The sequence below is a fragment of the Paenibacillus sp. FSL R7-0198 genome, from assembly GCF_038000415.1.
Lineage (GTDB): Bacteria > Bacillota > Bacilli > Paenibacillales > Paenibacillaceae > Paenibacillus.
Map to the genome: position 1 here is coordinate 2,314,297 of NZ_JBBOCB010000001.1, position 20,070 is coordinate 2,334,366.

At 48.4% G+C, this 20,070-nt stretch carries 14 protein-coding genes; 6 read left to right on the plus strand and 8 right to left on the minus strand.

Annotated features, from left to right (window positions below; genetic code table 11):
* Window positions 1-141: 141 nt before the first annotated feature.
* Entirely contained in the window at window positions 142-5,346 is a 5,205-nt protein-coding gene (locus MKY87_RS09985) for a WIAG-tail domain (RefSeq protein WP_340964250.1), read from the minus strand.
* Window positions 5,347-5,780: 434 nt separating this feature from the next.
* Between MKY87_RS09985 and MKY87_RS09990 the strand changes: the two genes are divergently transcribed.
* Window positions 5,781-6,992 (plus strand): YheC/YheD family endospore coat-associated protein, encoded by a 1,212-nt coding sequence (locus MKY87_RS09990; protein ID WP_340964252.1) that lies wholly within the window; start codon window positions 5,781-5,783, stop codon window positions 6,990-6,992.
* A gap of 85 nt (window positions 6,993-7,077) precedes the next feature.
* A complete protein-coding gene (gene asd / locus MKY87_RS09995; protein WP_047841263.1) occupies window positions 7,078-7,869 on the plus strand; it encodes an archaetidylserine decarboxylase in 792 nt (263 codons plus the stop codon).
* 347 nt (window positions 7,870-8,216) lie between these two features.
* Here asd and MKY87_RS10000 read toward each other — a convergent pair whose 3' ends face one another.
* Both MKY87_RS10000 and pdxR read right to left on the minus strand, forming a co-directional pair.
* Window positions 8,217-9,002 (minus strand): AraC family transcriptional regulator, encoded by a 786-nt coding sequence (locus MKY87_RS10000; protein WP_036605807.1) that lies wholly within the window; start codon window positions 9,000-9,002, stop codon window positions 8,217-8,219.
* A 369-nt stretch (window positions 9,003-9,371) separates the two neighbouring features.
* Complete coding sequence (gene pdxR / locus MKY87_RS10005; protein WP_339790483.1) at window positions 9,372-10,829, minus strand: MocR-like pyridoxine biosynthesis transcription factor PdxR; 1,458 nt, start codon at window positions 10,827-10,829, stop codon at window positions 9,372-9,374.
* A 155-nt stretch (window positions 10,830-10,984) separates the two neighbouring features.
* On the opposite strand from pdxR, the gene MKY87_RS10010 reads away from it, so the two are divergent.
* From MKY87_RS10010 to MKY87_RS10020, 3 genes are all read left to right on the plus strand, one after another.
* Window positions 10,985-11,602, plus strand: coding sequence for a pyridoxamine 5'-phosphate oxidase family protein (locus MKY87_RS10010; protein ID WP_339789171.1), 618 nt, complete (start codon window positions 10,985-10,987; stop codon window positions 11,600-11,602).
* A gap of 178 nt (window positions 11,603-11,780) precedes the next feature.
* Window positions 11,781-13,079 (plus strand): aminotransferase class I/II-fold pyridoxal phosphate-dependent enzyme, encoded by a 1,299-nt coding sequence (locus MKY87_RS10015; RefSeq protein ID WP_339789168.1) that lies wholly within the window; start codon window positions 11,781-11,783, stop codon window positions 13,077-13,079.
* 217 nt (window positions 13,080-13,296) lie between these two features.
* Window positions 13,297-13,422, plus strand: a complete 126-nt coding sequence (locus tag MKY87_RS10020) for a YjcZ family sporulation protein (protein ID WP_206759599.1) — start codon at window positions 13,297-13,299, stop codon at window positions 13,420-13,422.
* A 179-nt stretch (window positions 13,423-13,601) separates the two neighbouring features.
* On the opposite strand, the gene MKY87_RS10025 is transcribed toward MKY87_RS10020, so the two are convergent.
* The 5 genes from MKY87_RS10025 to MKY87_RS10045 all read right to left on the minus strand — a co-directional run bounded on the left by MKY87_RS10025 (window position 13,602) and on the right by MKY87_RS10045 (window position 18,698).
* The gene (locus tag MKY87_RS10025; RefSeq protein WP_339789165.1) at window positions 13,602-14,819 is read right to left on the minus strand and encodes an ABC transporter permease; all 1,218 of its coding nucleotides are present in this window, start codon (window positions 14,817-14,819) and stop codon (window positions 13,602-13,604) included.
* Between the two features lie 2 nt (window positions 14,820-14,821).
* Window positions 14,822-15,574, minus strand: a complete 753-nt coding sequence (locus MKY87_RS10030; protein ID WP_036605802.1) for an ABC transporter ATP-binding protein — start codon at window positions 15,572-15,574, stop codon at window positions 14,822-14,824.
* A 27-nt stretch (window positions 15,575-15,601) separates the two neighbouring features.
* The gene (locus MKY87_RS10035) at window positions 15,602-16,975 is read right to left on the minus strand and encodes a DEAD/DEAH box helicase (protein ID WP_340964256.1); all 1,374 of its coding nucleotides are present in this window, start codon (window positions 16,973-16,975) and stop codon (window positions 15,602-15,604) included.
* A gap of 434 nt (window positions 16,976-17,409) precedes the next feature.
* Window positions 17,410-18,183: an SDR family NAD(P)-dependent oxidoreductase gene (locus MKY87_RS10040; protein ID WP_339789163.1), complete on the minus strand. Its 774-nt coding sequence runs from the start codon at window positions 18,181-18,183 to the stop codon at window positions 17,410-17,412.
* Window positions 18,184-18,239: 56 nt separating this feature from the next.
* Window positions 18,240-18,698, minus strand: a complete 459-nt coding sequence (locus tag MKY87_RS10045; protein WP_036605799.1) for a chemotaxis protein CheX — start codon at window positions 18,696-18,698, stop codon at window positions 18,240-18,242.
* A 457-nt stretch (window positions 18,699-19,155) separates the two neighbouring features.
* Here MKY87_RS10045 and MKY87_RS10050 point away from each other — a divergent pair, with 457 nt between their 5' ends.
* Complete coding sequence (locus MKY87_RS10050) at window positions 19,156-20,058, plus strand: LysR family transcriptional regulator (RefSeq protein WP_036605798.1); 903 nt, start codon at window positions 19,156-19,158, stop codon at window positions 20,056-20,058.
* Window positions 20,059-20,070: the final 12 nt, after the last annotated feature.

The following is a 20,070-nucleotide window of genomic DNA, read 5'->3' on the forward strand; positions in this document are numbered from 1 at the left end:
TACTCATCATAATGGTAACGAAACGTTCAGACACCCCCTCACCGTCCGAACGGATTAAGCTTATATCAACCAAAAGCGGTGTCCCGGACAACTCTGGACACCGCTTTTGTCATTTGTGTATTACGGATACAACAATCGGAACTATCCTTGCGAAGGTCCCGCAGCAATCCATGACAACAACCCGTACGTATGCTTGCAATCTGCCGTACGTGACACCTCAAGCACCGCTTCGTCCTCACTCTGTGAGAGCAGGGAAATCTGGAATCCCCGATCATTGCTCATGCCCACAATCACATAATGTTCTGAAGCAAATGACTCTTCAAAAACAACCGTTACCTCTGTGCTTACTTCACTCTCTGGCAGTACAAAAGCTTCCATCCCGAATTGTTGTACAACCGGTTGTTTGCTTACGCTGCGAACGGGTTGGAAGGCCAGATGTTTGGCCTGAACTGCCCCCGATTGCAACTGGCTGCTGCCCACGGCATCATCACAGAGATGTTCCTGTTTAATCGATTGTTCACTCAACATAAACTCCGTAGTTCCAGCGATCTCCTGTGACTGTTCAAGCTGTGGTTGCTGAGCCTGATCTGCCTCATCTGCCTGCTCCGTCGTGAACAAAGCTGCCGGTAGTTCACCAAGCTGATCTGTTTCGGATATCAGCTCTTGCTGTTGCTCCAGATCAGTACTCGGTAATGCCTCGACGATTACCTGCTGTGATTGCTGTACACCTTCATTTTCTGGTTGAAGCAATCCCTCTTGTCTTTTGATAGCTGCCAGTTGCTCCAGCGTTTCTCCACTGAACTGACGGATCGCATTCCATATCTCTTCGCTCAGATGCGCTGGACCTACAATCCCCGCATTCAAATGATTAGAGGTAATACTCTGCTCACTCAGTTTGCTGCCGTTCACGCTGCCATCGGCCAATTTGGCACTGGTGACAGACCCATTTTGCAGATGAACCCCGCTTACTGCTTCCTCTTCCAGATGGGTTGTGCGAATACTGCGTTCCTGAATGTGATCAGCAAGAATGGTTCCATCCTGAATATGACGAGTTTGCACACTTTTGTCTGCTATGTGGATAGCCGATACCGCACCTTCAAGCAATTTATTTCCGTTTACACTGCCGTCGGCCATCTTGGCACTTGTAATGGAACCATTGTGCAGGTGAATCGCACTTACCGATTCCGCTTTGAGGTGGGAGATCCCAATGCTTCGCTCTTGAATATGGTCAGCATGTATGGCTCTCTCTTGGATATGACGGGTTTGCACACTTCCATTGGCAATATGGACATCCGACACCGCATCTTCAAGCAGTTTGCTACTGCTCACACTGCCATCCGCCAGTTTGGCACCCGTTACGGCCCCATCTTGCAGATGAATCGCACTTATTACTTCCTCCTCCAGATGGGACGTACCGATGCTATGCTCCAGAATATGATCAGCAAGGATCGCTCCTGCCTGGATATGGCGAGTTTGCACACTTTCCGATGCGATATGACTCCCCAATATAGTATCTTCGAGCAATTTGCTGCCGCTAATGCTACCGTCAGCCAATTTGGCACTTGTTACGGACCCATTTTGCAGATGAACCGCACTTACTGCTTCCTCTTCCAGATGGGCTGTGCCGATGCTTCGCTCCTGAATATGACCAGCCTGAATAGCTCCTGCCTGAATATGCCCGGATTGCACACTTTCCGATGCGATATGAATCCCGGATACGGTACCTTCGAGTAACTTGCTGCCGGTTATACTGCCATCCGCCAGTTTGGCACTCGTTACAGATCCATTTTGCAAATGAATGGCACTTACCGATTCCTCTTCCAAATGTACTGTGCCGATGCTCCGTTCTTGAATATGATCAGCAAGGATTGTTCCCTCTTGAATATGACGGGATTGCACACTATCGTCTGCAATGTGGATATCCGATACTGCTCCTTCAAGCAACTTGCTGCCGGTTACACTGCCGTCGGCCAACTTGGTACTTGTCACAGATCCATTTTGCAGATGAATGGCACTTACTGCTTCCTGTTCCAAGTGAAGCATGCCAATACTGTGCTCCTGAATATGGTCAGCAAGGATTACTCCTGCCTGGATATGGCGGGATTGCACACTTTCAGAGGCGATATGGATTCCCGACACCGCATCTTCGATCAACTTGCTGCCGGTTACACTGCCGTCGGCCAGTTTGGCACTGATGACAGACCCATTTTGCAGGTGAATCGCACTTACTGCTTCATCCTCCAGATGGATTGTGCCGATGCTCCGCTCCTGAATATGGTCAGCATGAATGGCGTCTGCCTGAATATGCTCGGATTGCACGCTTTCGGATGCAATATGAATCCCCGATACCGTACCTTCAAGCAATTTGCTACCGTTAATACTGCCATCCGCCAGTTTGGCACTTGTTACAGATCCATTTTTCAAATGCACCGCACTTACAGAGTCCTCATCCAGATGAATGGAGCCAATACTGCACTCTTGAATATGTTCAGCAAGGATCGCTCCTTCTTGGATATGACGGGTTTCCACACTTTCGTTGGCAATGTGGGCAGCCGATACTGCCCCTGCAGCTAATTTGCTGCCATCTACACTACCACTCGCCAGTTTGGAGCGTGTGACAGATTCATCCTGCAAAATAATCGTACTTACCGCTTCTTCTTCCAGATGCGTCGTTCCGATGCTGCGTTCATGGATATGATGAGGAAGAATTTCACCATCTTGAATATGACGGGAATGTACAGCTCCTTGCTGCAGGTGAACAGCACTTGTCGACTCTGCCTGAAGATGCAAACCACTGATCAAACCTGGCTGAAGATGAGCCGCTGTAATCGATAAAGGTGCCAGATGGTCTGTTTCCACAGATCCAGGTGCCAAGTGGTGGGACGTGACCACCTGTTCAGCAATATGCTCCTCATGAATGATGTCCGGCTTCAGATGTTGTGAGTTCACTACTTGAGTTCCCAAATGTTCCGATTTCACGCTGCCTTCAGCCAGATGGACCGATTGTACAACGGATGGCTGCAAGTGCTCGCTACCTACAGCAGCCTGTTGTAGCTCTGTCCCGGATACCGAGTCTGCTGTCAAATGGTCTGCACTTACGGAACCATGCCGAAGTTTGTTGCCCGTAATACTGCCATCAGCGAATAATTCCGGCGAGCGTATTTCTTCCGACAAATGTTCCAGTGAAACGGCATGCTGCTTCAGGTGATACCCACGAATGGTTCCTGCTGGAATATGTTTGGCGTTAATGCTCTCTGCCATAATCTTGGAAGAAGTCACGCTGCCGTCTGCCAGTTTAGCTGACGTGACAGCAAAATCCGCCAGTTTATCTGTGGCAACACTCTCTGGTGAAAGCTTGGGGGAGGTAACCGCATGATCTGTTAGATGAGGCGGAAAAATGGACCCGCCAGCCAACTGGGCTGAAGTTACACTATCAATAGCCAATTTGTCAGTTGTGACCGCGGCCCGTGCAATCGCATCCGTTTCAACACTGCCCGGCTGAAGGTGAGGTACACCTACGGCATGTTCTGTCAGGTGTTCCGATTTCACTGCATAAGGTCTCAGGGCCTCGGAACCCACGCTGCCTGGAGCCAGATGTGTACCTGTGACTCCACCACTCGCAAGATGTGAGGATATAACACTTCCCGGGGCAAGCGCTCTGCTACTCACCGATGCCGTTCCAAGCTTTTCTGTTGTCACACTTCCATCCGCGAGTTTAACGTCTGTAACGGCAGCATCCTGCAATTCATAACTACCCACGGCCGCCTCTGCAAGATGCCGCTCACACACCACGTCGTCTGCAAGAGCGTCTCCGGACACACTTCCGGCAGATAGATGAGTTGCCTCGATGCTTCCACTTGCAATGTGAATGGAGTGAATTGCAGAATTGTCCACATGTACCGGTGTGATTCCCCGATTCGCGATATGTTCCGCACGAATGGACCCTTTGGCAAGATGTTTACCTTGTACGGCTTCATCCGCAATTTTGGAAGAAATGACGCTCTGATCAGAGATCTTGGATGACGTAATGGACTGCTCCAGCAATTTTGCTGTTCCCACAGACTGGTCTGCCAGTTTGCTGCTGGTTACTGCACCTTCCGTCAAATGCTCACTGCCCACTTCTCCATTGCCTATCTGCTCCTTGCCAACGGAATGAGCGCGAATCTGACTTGATCCGATTGAACCATCCAAGAGATGTCTTCCACTTAGTGAACCCTCAGCTAAATGTCTTGTTTGTATGGATCCATCCTCTATCTGGTCACTTCCAATACTGCCATTTAAAAGTTGTGAACGACCGACAGACCCTTCTGCCAGATGTGTCTGTTTAACAGCACCTGCCTGAATATGGTGAGACTCGATGGATAGTTCTTCGATTTTGCTGCCTGTGACAGCAGCTTCCCGAATTTTGGATGTAGTCACTGCATCGTCAGCCAGTTTGGAGGTATTCACAGCTCCCCCCGTGAGATGTCTTGTATCCACCCCGCTAATCGCAATCTTGTCTCCAGTTACGGCATGATTCTTGATTAATTCTTCCGTTACCAGCATGCGGCTGAGGTGTCTTGTGCCGATGGAACCGTCGGCAATTTTGGTCGAATCGATGACCTGGTTGCCAAGCTTCTGAGAAGTAATACTGCCATCTCTGATTTTCTCACCGGCAATCGAAGCATTTCGTATTTTATGACCAGACACAGAGCCGTCTATCAGGTGTTCCTCAGATACAGACGCTTCCGCAAGTTTCGCCGATACAATGGCCCCATCTGCAATGTGAATGCTGGTCACCGCATAATCCTGCAATGCTTCACTACCGACCGCATCCGGTTTCAGCTTGGAGGCATCCACAGAGAAAGGAGCCAACTTGCTCTCCGTAACAGCAAATTCACTCAAGTCGTCCGTGTAGATGTAGTGTCCGGTATGACCCGGCATCTGATTTTGGTTCAGGATCTGCAGCCGGTCCTTGCTTGTTATCTCCTGCTTGTTGATGTCCTGCTCTTCTTCCAGAGCAAGCGTAGCCAAGCTGCTAACCTGAATCTGCTTTTCCGAACTATCTTGTGTCTCAACTTCCTTGCTATCAGACTCTACGGGTTCCGGCTTGATTTTGGCTTCGATCTCTAGCTCTTCCAGCTCGTTCGTTGAAGCAGGTAGCTCTGTTGATTCAAATAGAAATTCTTCCGACTCCTGAACAGCCCTCGAATCCCTTTTATTCGTATTCAAACGTTCTTCCCTATTCACAGTAAAACCTGAGTTCATCTTGTCTGCCCGGCGATCAGTCAGTTCCAATTCCTTGAATTTCGGGCTCACATGCCGCAGTTTCGGCGTCGGAACCTTCTTTTTGCCATTTTTACTCATGCAGCTTGCTCCTTCCTCTAACGTTCGTCTCCGGCATCATATGCTTCCATATGGGCATCTGCCACTTCATTTATGACTTTTGCGGATTCCAGAGCACGAATGTACAGGCGTGAAGACAGGAAGGTTCAATGATCTTCGTGGAAATAGGCGTGTCAGGGCTTCAGATGAAAGGCGGCTGTCCACGCCCCCGTCCCAGTCATGTCATAGGATATTATATCTAGGTCGTGTCTGAAAACTCGCTGAAGTGCATCTTTCACCGTCTTTTCGCCCTCTGCTACGTCACTTTCCCTTGACGTGCCCCGGCACGCATGCGGAAAACTTTCTTGCTTGGAACGGAAATTCGGCAAAACCTGCTTCCTTCGGAGTTTTAGACACGCCCTGAGCAAGCACTAGTGCTTGGCGATGCATCTTACACACCGGTCTGCGTTATCGCGATGTCTGAGCCATGCGGTGACAGGCCGGCATTCCATGAATGGACGATCCATGGTCGCGATAACATCGAAGGAGGAACGGTCATGCTCCAAGAAACGATCGGCATTATGTTCGATTCACGCATGTACCGGGGGATACCGGCCGGAAGGACCGGTCAGGAATCACTCGCGAATTATGAACAGGCAGCGGCCAGTTATGGATTAACCCCCTGCTTTTTGAGGCTGGAAGATATTGATTCGGATCAAAAGACTTGTCTTGCCTATGTAAAAAAAGAAGGCAGATATGTTCGCGAGCGCATGCCACTGCCCTCCGTCATTCATAACCGATCACTCCAACTTCGCCGGACGGAACAGCATCAGATTACCAAGCTGATGTTGCAGGGTATCCAGGTATTTAATGTTCGCAACCGGTACCGTAAAGATCACATTCATGACATGCTTCATCAGGACCTCGCCTTGCGAGAACACCTGCCCCACGCAGTTAAAGCTACGCCAGAGTCTCTGGCCTATATGATGGAACAATATGATGACCTCGTCATCAAACCATGCAGCGGTAGCATCGGTCATGGGATTATGCGAGTCTTTGAGCGAGATGGACAGTGGAAACTAACCTGTGAGACGAAGGCTGCACGCAAAGGGTGGGCTACCTTCCGATTGAGCAAAGGACAGCTTCCTTCCGCCACCCTAAGGCGGATCTTTCGCCATGCCTACCTCATTGAAGAGCGTATCCCACTGGTACGTTATGAGGGCAGGCCGGTAGATCTGCGGGTATCTGTACAACGTGGCAGCGATGGTCTTTGGGGAATAACAGGCATGTTTGCCAAAGCCGCTCCTGCCCATACGTTTGTCACCAACATCGCCCAGGGCGGTAAAGTCATGAAGCTCGCAGAGGCCCTTGGATTAGAAGAATCTGGCTTTGACCTGGCTCGACTGGAATACAGAATCGGACTCGTTGCACTTCAAATTGCCCAGAACCTGGCGACCAGTCTGCCACATCTGGCTGATCTGGGCCTTGATCTCGGGATAACGCGCAGCGGCCAAATCTATTTTATTGAATGCAATGGACGGGATCAGCGTTACGGTTTTCGCAAGGCGGGAATGTCGGAACACTGGAAGGCAACGTACAGCAAACCGATGGCTTATGGGCGTCTGCTGCTGGAACATAATTCGAGGATTCCGAGACAACCGCAGACATACGATAGGAGACTATATTGATTTCGTGTGCATTCTGTGTCAATATTATGCAGAACGGCCGGTCTTGCCGGCCTTGAAGTTCGCATTAACCCTAAGGGGGATATTCATGGCAAAAACGCTGTTGCGATTAATGACCGAGCTTTCTTCGCGCAAATGGATCTCCCGGACTGTGGGAGCCTTCTCCAAAAGCCGGGGAAGTAAGGCATTTATCCCTTATTTTGTCCGGACCTACGACATCCCTGTTCAGGAGGCCGAGAAAGACTGGAAGGAATACCGTTCACTGAACGATTTCTTTACCCGCAAATTAAAGCCGGGCATGCGCCCGTTGGAACTTTCAGAGCATGCACTGATCAGCCCGGTAGATGCCAAGATTACGGCAGCCGGTCCAATATCTGCAGGGACACTCCTGAATGTTAAGGGACAAAATTATACACTTGCTGAATTATTAAACCATTCTCCCCATCTGGAGAAGTACAAGCACGGGTACGGGTTCGTCCTCTATCTCAGCCCTCGCGACTATCACCGCATTCATGCACCTGTCAGCGGCCGCAAAATAGAGAGCGAACACATCAAGGGCAAAGTTTATCCCGTGAATGACTTTGGCCTGACCCATATGAGATCCGTGCTTAGTCGAAATGAACGACTCATTACGTATATCGCACACGATTACGGTGAAGTGGCGGTTGTCAAAGTAGGTGCGATGAACGTGAGTAGCATACAGTATGCTGATACGGACACAAGTACCTGGGCACAGGGCGATGATCTGGCCTATTTTGAATTCGGTTCCACCGTTGTTCTGCTGACGCAGAGCGGCACATTCGAACCAAACCCGGGCTTACAGCCAGGCGATTCGGTCAAAATGGGTGCACTGCTTGGTCGTTTGAAACCGAAGAACTAATGAGTCCATACGCAAATAAAGAGGATGGCGCAGCACCTGTAACCAGGTATTGCGCCATCCTCTTTATGCTTTCATATTCATCCATGTATACATGCAATACGAAGCTTCGCTCCGTCGTTATTGGTCTGCTGAGTTCTCCTCAAAACCACACATCTTGCAAGTCCTCTGCCGGTTTGAAGCGACGCAGACGGTTCCGGAAAATATTGCATCCCTTCGTAGAGCATCCCCGGTTGCGGACCCGACGTTTTCCGTTCATCACAAGTTCCCCCTTTTGGTCATCTGGAATGCTAGATAATTACCCTTGCGTTCCAGACTTGAAACGGTGTCATGTTTTTCTCATCAGAATTTTAACGAATCTCGGACGGGCTCTTGCCTGTATACTGCTTGAACTGACGACTGAAGAAGAAAATATCCCGGTAGCCCAGAGCATCCGCCACTTCGGTCACATTCATGCCGGTATGCACCAGCAGATGTTCCGCCCGTTCAATACGCATGCGGATAATATAAGATTGCACTGATGATCCCACCAGTTCCTTGAACTTGATCGAGAAGTATCGGGGCGATAAGCCGGCCCGGGCAGCCAGATCTTCCACCCGATGCGTAATCCCCGGATGCTGACGCACATAATTGGCGACCTCCTGGATGACATCGGACAACTGGTTGCTTACCTTTTTCTCCACAGGTTCTTCCGTATCGGCGCGCAGCAAATGAATCATCAATTGCTTCAGAATCAATCGGCTCTCTTCATCACGTCCGTACACATCCGATAAGAATAGTCTTACATACCGTGCCAGCAAGTGCTCAAACTCCACCGTTTCCTGTACCTCGCGATAGGACTGGGGAACGTCAGCAACAGGCACGTCCACATCAAAATGAATATACGTAAGTACCAACGGTTTTTGCTTATTATGCGTTGCAGTAGGATGATCTCCTGGCCTGAACAAGAAACAACTGCCCTTGCCAACTTCATACGACTGGTCATTCAGTACAAGCGTTCCTTCACCACTCCATACATAAAATAAATCATAGTTTTGCATCGGTTTTTCCCGTTTCTGCCACTTCCAGCCCGGTTCACAGACAATTTTGGCGACAGCGGGCAAAATAACAAATGATGACGGCGATGCCTGCAGCATGTCGCCACTCCCCCTTGATAGTTAATCTCTCTGCATATGGCATCATTCTGATCTGAATCTCACTTCTTCAATCCAGGCCATATGTATTTCAGTATCTATAGAAATTGAACTAAAGAACATTTACACTTGCCACTCCGATGACAGAACAACCTTCCGATCGCTGTTATCCCCAGATTTTTTGATTCACTTTTTCAAAGGTGAAAATCTGACGATAAAGGCGAACGCTCCGCTTCTTCAGGTTATTTCTGCCCTCTACGTTTTCGTGTAAATAATTAGTTCAACTTGTATAGCATGATTAAATACAACTTGCTCATATATGATCTCTGCTCCTACAGGAGCGAAATGTCTTATCCCATTATACAGCGGAATTCACCGAAACGAAAATGTGCACTTCTCCCAGGCTAGCCGCATTCGCCGGATTCCCTCTGTTATCTCTTCTTTCTCCAGATGTGCAAAAGCAAAGCAGGCCGCCGGATGACCTGAAGTCAGCCGATATCGCTCTGCATCACGGAACAGTATGCCATCCTCCTGAGCGAGCTTTTTAAACCGCTGATAACTGTCCACATCACCATTCCAGGTAGCGTAGATATGCAGTCCTGCATCACCAAGCTGCATTGTGAATGCTTCCGGCAACTGTCGTTCCATCTCTCGGACAAAAAAATCATGCCGTTCCCCGTATAATCGGGTTAACCGCCGTAAGTGCCTCAGGTAACCTCCTCTGGTCATAAATTTTGCCAGTGCGCGCTGCTCTAACAGCGCAGGAGGTACCGGCTCATACAACGCCTTGGCGGCGAGGAGAGGTTCTACCAGACCAGGTGGCAGTACGGCATAGCCAAGTCGGAACGAAACAACCATCGTTTGTGAGAATGAACCAACGTAGATGACGCGCTGTTCACGATCAAGCACTTTGAGGGGTTCAATTGGTCTTCCGCCCCATCGGAATTCACTGTCATAATCATCTTCAATAATGACCGCATTACGCTTTGAGGCCCACGCAAGCAATGCACGTCTTCTGTCCAACCCCAGCACGGCCCCTGTTGGAAACTGCCGGGTAGGGGTGACAAATAACGTCTGTGCCTCCCAAGGCTGAGGAATAATGCCTGCAGCATCCACCTCTGCCGGGATGATATGCCCACCACAGGACTTGACGGCATGGGCGATACCCGGATACCCCGGATTCTCTAATACAACTGCTGTATTCTCCGTTATCAGCAATTGAGATAACAGGGTGATGCCTTGCATTGAACCACTGAACAATACAATCTGAGAGGGTTCAGCCTGGATACCACGTGTCCATCTGAGATGGGAGGCGATGGCCTCACGCAGCTCCGGATCACCGGCTACACCGCTCGATTCTCGCCAACCACTGCGATGAACCGCAGCGAGTGCACTCTTCCACTCCCCTAACGGGAAATGTTCTGCAGGCATGCGCTGCATTTGAAAATTAATGACGGACGGCTTCGTTGAATACATCTGAGTCCGCAGGACTTCATGTTGCGTATTCAACCGCTGTACTCGTTCGCCCCAGGCAGACAACTTGAGAACGGCTTCCTGTTTTTCATTTTCCTGAGTGGATAATGTTTCGGTTACAAATGTACCTCTTCCCCGATGTGCATGGACATAACCATCCGCAAGCAGCATGTCGTATACCTGAGCTACCGAACCACGTGACATCTCATATTGCCTTGCCAACTCACGGGTGGAAGGAAGCCGCGTGCCTCCTACCAATGTGCCTGCATGAATGGCATCACGTAACGCATGGTACAGTGCCTCATACTTGTATCGATGCTGAAGTTCATAGGTTTCCATCGGCAGCCACAATTCCATCATGCACCTCTCTTCATTTGACTTCATCTGTGATCCCCGACGAATTGGCCTCCTAAAGTGAATGTAAATTGGATCTATTTCATTGTCAATGTATGAACTATTGTTATTCATAAGATATGGCGTTCTATTATACATTCAATGATGGGGGAATACACATGAGACGGAAAGAATTCACAGTAGATGAAGAACAGGAGATTACCGCATTTCTGGATCAGTGCTCCTTCGGGTTTCTGGGAACGGTCAGCCCGGACGGACAACCACGGGTTACACCACTGAATTTCGTATATATGGACGGTTGCTTTTATTTTCATGGCAGTCTGGCTGGCGAGAAGATGAAACAGATCAAACAGGATTCGTCGGTCAGTTTCACGGTAGCTGAAGAGTTCTCCCTGATTCCATCTTATTTCAGTGATCCTGAGCTTGCTTGTCCGGCGACTTCTTTCTTCAAAAGTGTCATGGCCTTCGGTGAGGCTGAACCGGTTAAAGATCTGGACATCAAAGGTAAGGTACTGCAACGATTCATGGAGAAACTCCAGCCGCAAGGCGGATATGTACCCATTGACGCTACTGACTCGCGTTACACAGGCAACCTCAAAGCTGTAGCCGTAGTCCGAATTAATCCAGAACGGATCAGTGCCAAGTTTAAATTTGGACAAAACCTCTCGAGTGAACGATTCGATCATATTAGTGGTCAGTTGGAACAGCGCAATGAGGGCCGCGATGCCGAAACTGCTGAAATGATGCGGAAATACTGTCCATTTCATCAGCAATAAGTTTCATTTCTTGAGGATTACTTCAAGGTTGATTTCAACGATAACCCACCTGAAAACCCTCTGCAACAACGCGGTAAAGTGATATAACTGTCATATTGCGTAATTTCCGTGACGGGGGCATGTCAAGGTGATATAATGTTAGGCAGTTGAATCACAAAGACTTGGAAGGATGAAAAGAATGAATCCACTGGCTGAACAGTTGAACGAAAGTATTCAGACAGGCAGCAGTCACGTCTACTCCATGCTGTCACAGCTTGGCAAAGAAATTTATTTTCCTAAAGAGGGGATTTTGAGTCAATCTGCTGAAGCAGCAAGCTTGGCCAAGACCCATAATGCCACGATTGGTATCGCCCTGGAGGGTGGTGTGCCGATGCATCTTCAGGTTATTCAGGAGAAGCTGTCTGCATTCCAGCCAAAGGATCTGTATCCTTACGCTCCACCTGCAGGCAAACCTGAATTGCGGACCGTCTGGAGAGACAAGATGCTGAAGGAAACGCCTTCCCTGGAAGGCAAAACGTTTGGCAATCCAATTGTAACCAATGCATTAACCCATGGACTAAGTATCGTAGCCGACCTGTTCGCCGATGAAGGGGACGCTGTCATATATCCGGATAAAAACTGGGAAAATTACGAGCTGACCTTCGGAATTCGTCGTCATGGCCAGTTGGTTCATTATCCCCTGTTCGATGATCAGTTGAACTTCAACAGTGAGGGTCTGCTTCAGGCTTTGCTTGATCAAAAGGACAAAGGTAAAGCGATCGTTCTGCTCAACTTCCCGAATAACCCAACAGGTTATACGCCTGGAGCGGAAGAAGCAGATGCAATTGTGAACACGATTCTTAAGGCAGCTGAAGCCGGCGTTAACGTGGTTGCTGTAACAGATGATGCTTACTTCGGACTGTTCTTCGAAGATTCCATTCATGAATCCCTGTTTGGCAAACTTGCCAACATTCATCCACGTGTGTTGACTGTAAAAGTGGATGGTGCAACCAAGGAGGAGTTCGTATGGGGCTTCCGCGTTGGATTCATTACGTATGCCCATGAAGATGCAGCCGTTCTGCATGCATTGGAACAAAAAACACTCGGTATTATCCGGGCAACGATCTCCAGTGGCCCGCATCCTTCCCAGACTTTTGTACTGGATGCGCTCAAAGCACCGGAGTTTGAAGCACAGAAACAGGAGAAGTTCGATATTATGAAAGGCCGCGCCAATAAGGTAAAAGCCATTCTCGATAGCGGCAAGTATGGAGATGCATGGGACTATTATCCGTTCAACTCCGGTTACTTCATGTGCCTGAAGCTGAAAGAAGTTGGCGCTGAAGAACTTCGAAGCCATTTGCTGCACAAATATGGTGTGGGTACAATCGCGCTGGGTGAATCGGATCTTCGAATCGCCTTCTCCTGTATTGAAGAATCCGGGTTGGAAGATCTGTATGAAACCATTTATCGTGGAGTTCAGGATCTGCGGACGACTTAGTTAACACAGACCTGAACCCTGAATGATATAAGAACCCTTTGTATAACGGCGACGCTTCATGTCTCTGGATATACGAAGGGTTCTTTTGTGTTTTATCAGCCCAAAAGCGTCAATTTCTGGCTTTACCGGGCATCGGCCCAATCAGCCTACCCCCAAGGCACATAATATACGATGTACGCAAGGGCGTGCCAAACAACCACTTGAAAGGGGAATGACCATGTCTGGAGTTGAAGATACAAGAGGCGGTTATGGATGCGGCGGTTACGGAGGATTTACTAACACAGGTGCCATTCTCGTTCTGTTCATCTTGCTCGTGATTATCACTAAATCGTTCCTCTGTTAGTACCAATACACACTTGCGCGAGAACCCAGTGATCTGATTGCATGATTCCATTACAGCACAAAGAAGGGTATACCGGGATACAGCCCGGAATACCCTTCTTTGTTAATTTAAGTAGAAGTCACCCTCCACCTCGACCCACCATCTTGGCTGGCGAGAGGTACGAAGGTACGGTCTCTTGTTTACTCGTCTTCTTCTTCCTTCAACCACTTGTTGCCTTGCGAACGTCGCATGATCACAATCACCAGTATACCCAAAATAAGTGCTACTCCGGTGACAGTCAGTCCATTTGCTCCGGCAACCAGCATAGGCAACCACATGAGTAACGCAGCCAGTGCGTGTAGATGGAATATGAATCCCAACACCTGAGAACGACGACTCTCACCCGAAATTGGATAGATCATAATCCAAAACGATTCACTATGACTGCGACGCAGCGCACCAAGCTGTACACCTGCAAGCAACAGGAAGAACAAATACACACCGACACCAAAGTAGCTGCCTGCTGTCCACCAGGATAGTAACATGCCCAGTACAATTAGGCGTAACACGATTGAGAACACTTCGGTTCGAATAAACGTTTTGGTTATCAAGTAACGGTAAGCTTTCCCCGCGTTCCAGGGAAGAGCGTTCCCCAATTTGCTAAGCCAGCGACGCGAACTTACTTTCTGTCCGGATGAAGGTACATCCACAAACCAGCCAAGCGTCCGCATAACCCGTCCAGCCTGACCCTGCTCCACCTGAATCAGTCTTTCCCACGCTACCCGATGTTTCACTGGTATACGCAAGGCGACGATGTAGACAACAGCCAGCAACAACAGGAACCATACGCTCCGCTGCGGTGGTTGCCATAACCAGGCGCCAACCGCCAGCACTGCCAGAGCCCATCGCAAGAGGCGATATCCTCTTGCTGCCCCAACCTGAACCATTCTTAGCTCTTGCCATGCTCCATAACTGGACAACCCTTTCCACAGCAACAGGAATACGATGAACCAGCCAAATGGCCGTGCATCCAGATCTGCTCTAACATAGAGAGGCCACAATGTAACAAACACAAGTAACAGGCCCAGACTTTTATAGATAATGCCCCGGGCAAAGCTGTTCTTCAAATATTCCTGCATCCGGTATTCCTGTGGTCGCAGGAACACGATATCTGCCGGAAGCAGATATGTACGATAACTGCTAAACAGCACCAGTGGCGCCAACAGTACCAATGCAATCCAGCGAATGGGCAATTCTGCGGGAATGTTCTGAACAAACGATGTATACCAGGCGGAGAACGCAATGACGAGAAATAAAAAGACCATAGCTACACCGCTCTGGATTACATAACCCAGATAAGGAAGAATTCCGTTCCAGAATCCTGTGCGTCTTTGCTTCCATAGCAGCTTGAGATCCATGCTCAATCCCTGCCTTGTACGAGGGAATAGAACATGTGCTCCAGCGTGGCATCCGATTCCCCGAATTGGGAGCGCAGTTCATTCAGCGTCCCTTGAGCAATAACCTGCCCACGGTGCAGAACGATAAAACGGTCACAGTAATTTTCAATCGTGGACAGAATGTGTGAACTGAGCAGAATGGATGATCCCGAAGCTTTCATCTCAAGCATAAAATCAAGCAAGGAGCGAATACCCAGCGGGTCCAGCCCCAGGAAAGGCTCATCAATGATGTACAGTGGTGGTCCGGCCACAAAAGCACACATGATCATGACCTTTTGCCGCATCCCCTTGGACAGGTGAGTCGACAGACTTGTACTTTTTTCATTCATACGGAACAGTTCCAGCAGTTTCTCCGTACGTTGTTTGAAATCAGCCTCCGACACATTGTACGCTCTTGCCGTAAACTCCAGATGCTCCATCACCGTCATCTCATCATACAGTTCGGGTGATTCCGGTACAAATGCCATGGCCGATTGGTAGATCTGCGCATCCTCGTCCCGCTTCTTGCCCATCACTCGCACTTCGCCCTGTTGAGGTGTCATCAAGCCGAGGATATGTTTCATGGTTGTACTTTTTCCAGCACCGTTTAAGCCGATTAGTCCGACCATCTCTCCACGTCCAACTTCCAGATCAATGCCGTGAAGGACTGGCCTTTTGGCACTATAACCTCCGCTTAACCCGCTGATTTGCAGAACAGGTGATTGAACGTTTTCCATCTATCCCTGCACCCCTTTCGTCAGATTCTATTCTTCGGAGCGTGGCGTTTTGTCTTTACTCCACTTGGGTGCTCCTTTGTTTTTACGATCCTGGTCGCGCTCCGTACGGCCTGTATTCCCCGTTGGTTTGCTACCTGCTGGACGCGAATTGGAGATTGTAGCTCTGGTTCCCCCATTACGATTGCCCTGACCTGGTTTGCGATCTCTGGATTGCCCTGGTTTTCTGGAGAACGAATGTCCCTCAGGCCGCGTGTCCGGACGCGGATCAGCCTCCAGTACTTTACCGCCAAAGAGTACACGTTCTGAAAGTTCGATTCCGAGTTCGCGTGCGAATTTACGCATAATAAAGATCTGTGTTTCATCCACAATGGACAAAACGATACCCGAACGTCCCATCCGGCCTGTACGACCTGCACGGTGAACATAGTGCTCCGAGTCAAAGGCAGGGTCATAGTTAATGACCATGGGCAAGCCTTCGATATCCAGTCCTCTGGCAGCGACTTCGCTGGCAATCAGCAACTGAAGTTTGCCATTACGGAAGGCAGACAATACGTTACTGCGGGTCACTTTGTCAGCATCCCCATACAGCGCAGCAGCAGACAAGCCCAGATGATTCATTTTTGCTTCAACTTCACCAATATCTTCGGTTGCATTCACAAATACGATTGCCCGATCCGGATTGTACTGTCTAACCAGACGACGCAGCATGTCGATTTTGTTCCGGTTTTCTTCAACAAAATAATAATGCTCCAGGCCCGCAGCCGTAGCTCGATCCGGTTCAATTCCGATCTGAACAGGCTCTTTCATCTCACGCTTCGCAAGTCCAGCCGTGTGCTCATCAATTGTTGCTGACAGGAAGATCAACTGACGATCCCGCAATGCGCTCTTGAGTACAAAGTTCACGTCACTTACGCCGCCAAGTTGGAACACTTGGTCCGCTTCATCGATAACAATCGTAGAGACGTTGTGCATTTTCAGTTTTTTGAGTGTGATCAATTCCTTCAGTCGTCCCGGTGTACCCACAACCAATTGGGGATGCTCACGCAGCTTCTCGATCTGACGTTTAGCCGCTGCGCCACCAATCAGACCTAATACGCCGATCTTGCGTTCTTCCCCGTAGCGCTGTGCCTCACGTACAATCTGCATCGCCAGCTCTTGTGTAGGTGCAATAATGAGTTTCTGCGTACCTTTGATATCCATTTTGATGGATTGTAACAGTGGCAGCAGATATGCCAGCGTTTTTCCTGTTCCCGTCTGGGATTTGGATACGACATCCCGGCCTTCCAAAATAACCGGGATCGTCTGAGCCTGTACAGGTGAAGGTTCGTTAATGCCATGTTTCGCCAAAACGGCCTCCAGATCCTGTTCCACGCCAATTGAAGCAAATGTTTGATTCGTCATGTATGTCCATCCTTTTAATTTTATTCATTTTGATGTTATATAAGTTCAACTAATGAGTAATTACACTGACACTTCGAGGACAGAACAACCTTCCGATCACTGTTATCCCCAGATTTTTTTGATCGAATTTTTCAAAAGGAAAAATCCGGGGATAAACGCGAAGCATATGCTTCCGATGCAGCTTTCTTTCAGAAAGCTTTTAGCTTCGCTTCTTCAGGTTATTTCTGCCCCCTCCGTTATTGTGTAAAAGTTTAGTTGAACATATAAGTTGCTTGTATAAAACCGAAGCCTGTCATCACATTACCTTTCATTATATGCGAAAAAAGCCCGTGTACCAAATCTTATTCCAGAATTGTATGTATACACGCCAAAAAAAAGAAAAGCCCCTCGGCGGAGCCTTTCTTTCATTCCGTATATGATGCCTCGTATCACATTTACTTCTGATTCATTACACCGTGCGACAATCGATCTGCAAGACGTGGAAATAGCTGGTACAGCCATATGCCAGCAGAAGCAAGTCTTGGCAGATTCACTTCTTCCTTGCGCTTTTTCATCGCCCGAATCATATGACCCGCAACGTTTTCCGGTTTCAACATCATCCAGCGTACATTATTCACATAATTGCCAGAAGGGTCAGCCCGATGGAAAAATGGTGTATCAATCGGACCTGGATTAATCGTTGTCACCATGACGCCAGTCTTCCGAAGCTCTTGACGCAGCGCATTACTAAATCCGAGTACAGCATGTTTCGTAGCAGTATAGGAAGCGGATTTGGCTGTACCGATTTTGCCAGCCATGGAGGCCACGTTCACAATCTGACCTTTGCCACGTTCCAGCATCTGTGGAAGCACTGCTTTGGTACAGCGGACAATGCCCATGTAATTAACGTCCATCATCTCATCGAATTCCTGTACAGACATCTCTGTCATCGCTGCGAATTTCCCGTAACCTGCGTTGTTCAGCAAAATGTCAATTCGTCCGTATTTATGCAATATCACATCCACAGCTGCCTGAACCTGCTCACTATCCGTAACATCAAGCGTGAGTAATTCATGCGGCCCTTTCAGCGAGGCACCAATCTCTTCCAGCTTGTCCCGCGAACGGGCAGCCAGAATTGGGATGGCTCCTTCTTTTATCAGCATCTGCGCACACAGCGCACCGATACCACTCGATGCACCTGTGATAAACACTACCTGATCTTTCAGCATCCGTGATGTCCTCCCGTATTGAACACATATTGCCTTTTGAGGCGTATGGTTCTATTCTACGAGATCATGACCTGAATATCCATCTCACCAATGCCGTCCATCAGCAAAGGAATACTCAGTGCTTTCGTTGCACTAAATGTAGTCAGATGTTCGGACTTCATCACTTGTGGAGGTGTAATATCGACCACAACACCCTGGTTTGACAGGATGGTGCTGGCATTACCACTGATCATATTACCCAGTTCCGAAATCGCACTTTTGCTCATTTCATCCATTTCTGTAATGACAAAACCGCCCATCATCGCAGATACAATTTTCAATGCAACTTGTTCATTGATTCCAAATACAATGTTTCCGCTAAGTTGTCCGGTCATTCCGATCACGATCCAGACATGGTCTGCAATGTACTCTACATTTTTCACGCCAAGACTCCCGGTGGAAGGCGAAACCTGGATGAGCTGTTCGAATACGTTCCGTGCCGATTCCAGGAAAGGATTAATCACTTCCGCTTTCACTGTCTATGTCCCCCTCACACTGGGTTATTGGTCACACACCAAAAGTCCCATATTCATTAAATTTATTATACTTTATCACGTACAAGAATTCATTAAGAATTCGTTAAATCATGTGTACTATAATTTATCGTCATCCGTGGGGCAAATGTTTATAGCTGATTCTAGCGAATAAACAGCGCTTTTCACTTCTTTTGAAGAAAGCTTTTCGTTCATGGTGCGTGGCAAAAGGCATTTAGGACTTTATTACTGCTTTCTCACAACTGTAAAAAAAATCAAATTCTTGTATTCGCGTTTTTTTCACAGTCTCTTGAACTACTTTTGATCCTGATAATTACCTTCATTGCTCTGCTGTCCTGAATCACCTATAATTTAAGATAACGGAACAATAACCAGTTACGGGATTACATCACACCAAACACTACATAATCAAGATACTTTGCCTGCAAGGAGGTCACCTATGAACATAAGCCAACTGGAGACACTAATTACCATTTCCAAAACGATGAGCTTCCGCAAAGCGGGAGAACTTCTGAACCTGACCCAGCCTGCCGTCTCGGCCCAGATCAAAAGTCTTGAGGACGAATTCAGCACCGTTCTTGTGGATCGGAACCAACCTGTTACCCTGACAGATCGTGGACAGGTATTCCTGGAGCACGCTGAACGGATGCTCGACATCGTTGATGAGTTGAAACAAAAATTGTCCGATCTCGATGAAACGCCTCAGGGACGTATCGTGTTAGGCACAACAACTTCCATTGCTATTCAGATCTTGCCAAGGGTGTTATCCTATTTCCAAGATCAATTCCCACTGATCAAAACCAGTATCCAATCCCTTCCATCATCACAGATCTATACCCAGGTCGAAAATGGTCTGGTTGATATTGGTATCGGTTATCTCACGGAGCGTAATCCCAACCTGAATACATCTGTGCTGTACTATGACACATTTGAACTCGTCGTATCTCCTTCCCATCCGCTGGCAAAGAAGAAACATGCTGCAGTGGATGTGCTCCGGAGTACACCATTGATTCTGCTGTCCCCTGATACCGTAGGACGAAGGTTTACGGAAACGATCTTCAAGAAACATAATATTGAACCTAATATTGTAATGGAGTTGTCGAGCAGCGAAGAAGTGAAACGGATGGTCGAGATTGATCTCGGGGCAGCTGTCATCTCCAAACAATCTGTTGCGCATGAGTTGCGTCAAGGTACATTGCGAATGATACCCTTAAGTGAGCTGGAGGTCAGTCACCCTGTTGGTGTTATCTATAAGTCCAGTCGGTACCTTAACTCAGCGATGCAGCAATTCATAAGTGACCTCAAAGGTATGCCGGAAACCCAATTCATCAGTTCAGAATGACAATGAGCCATG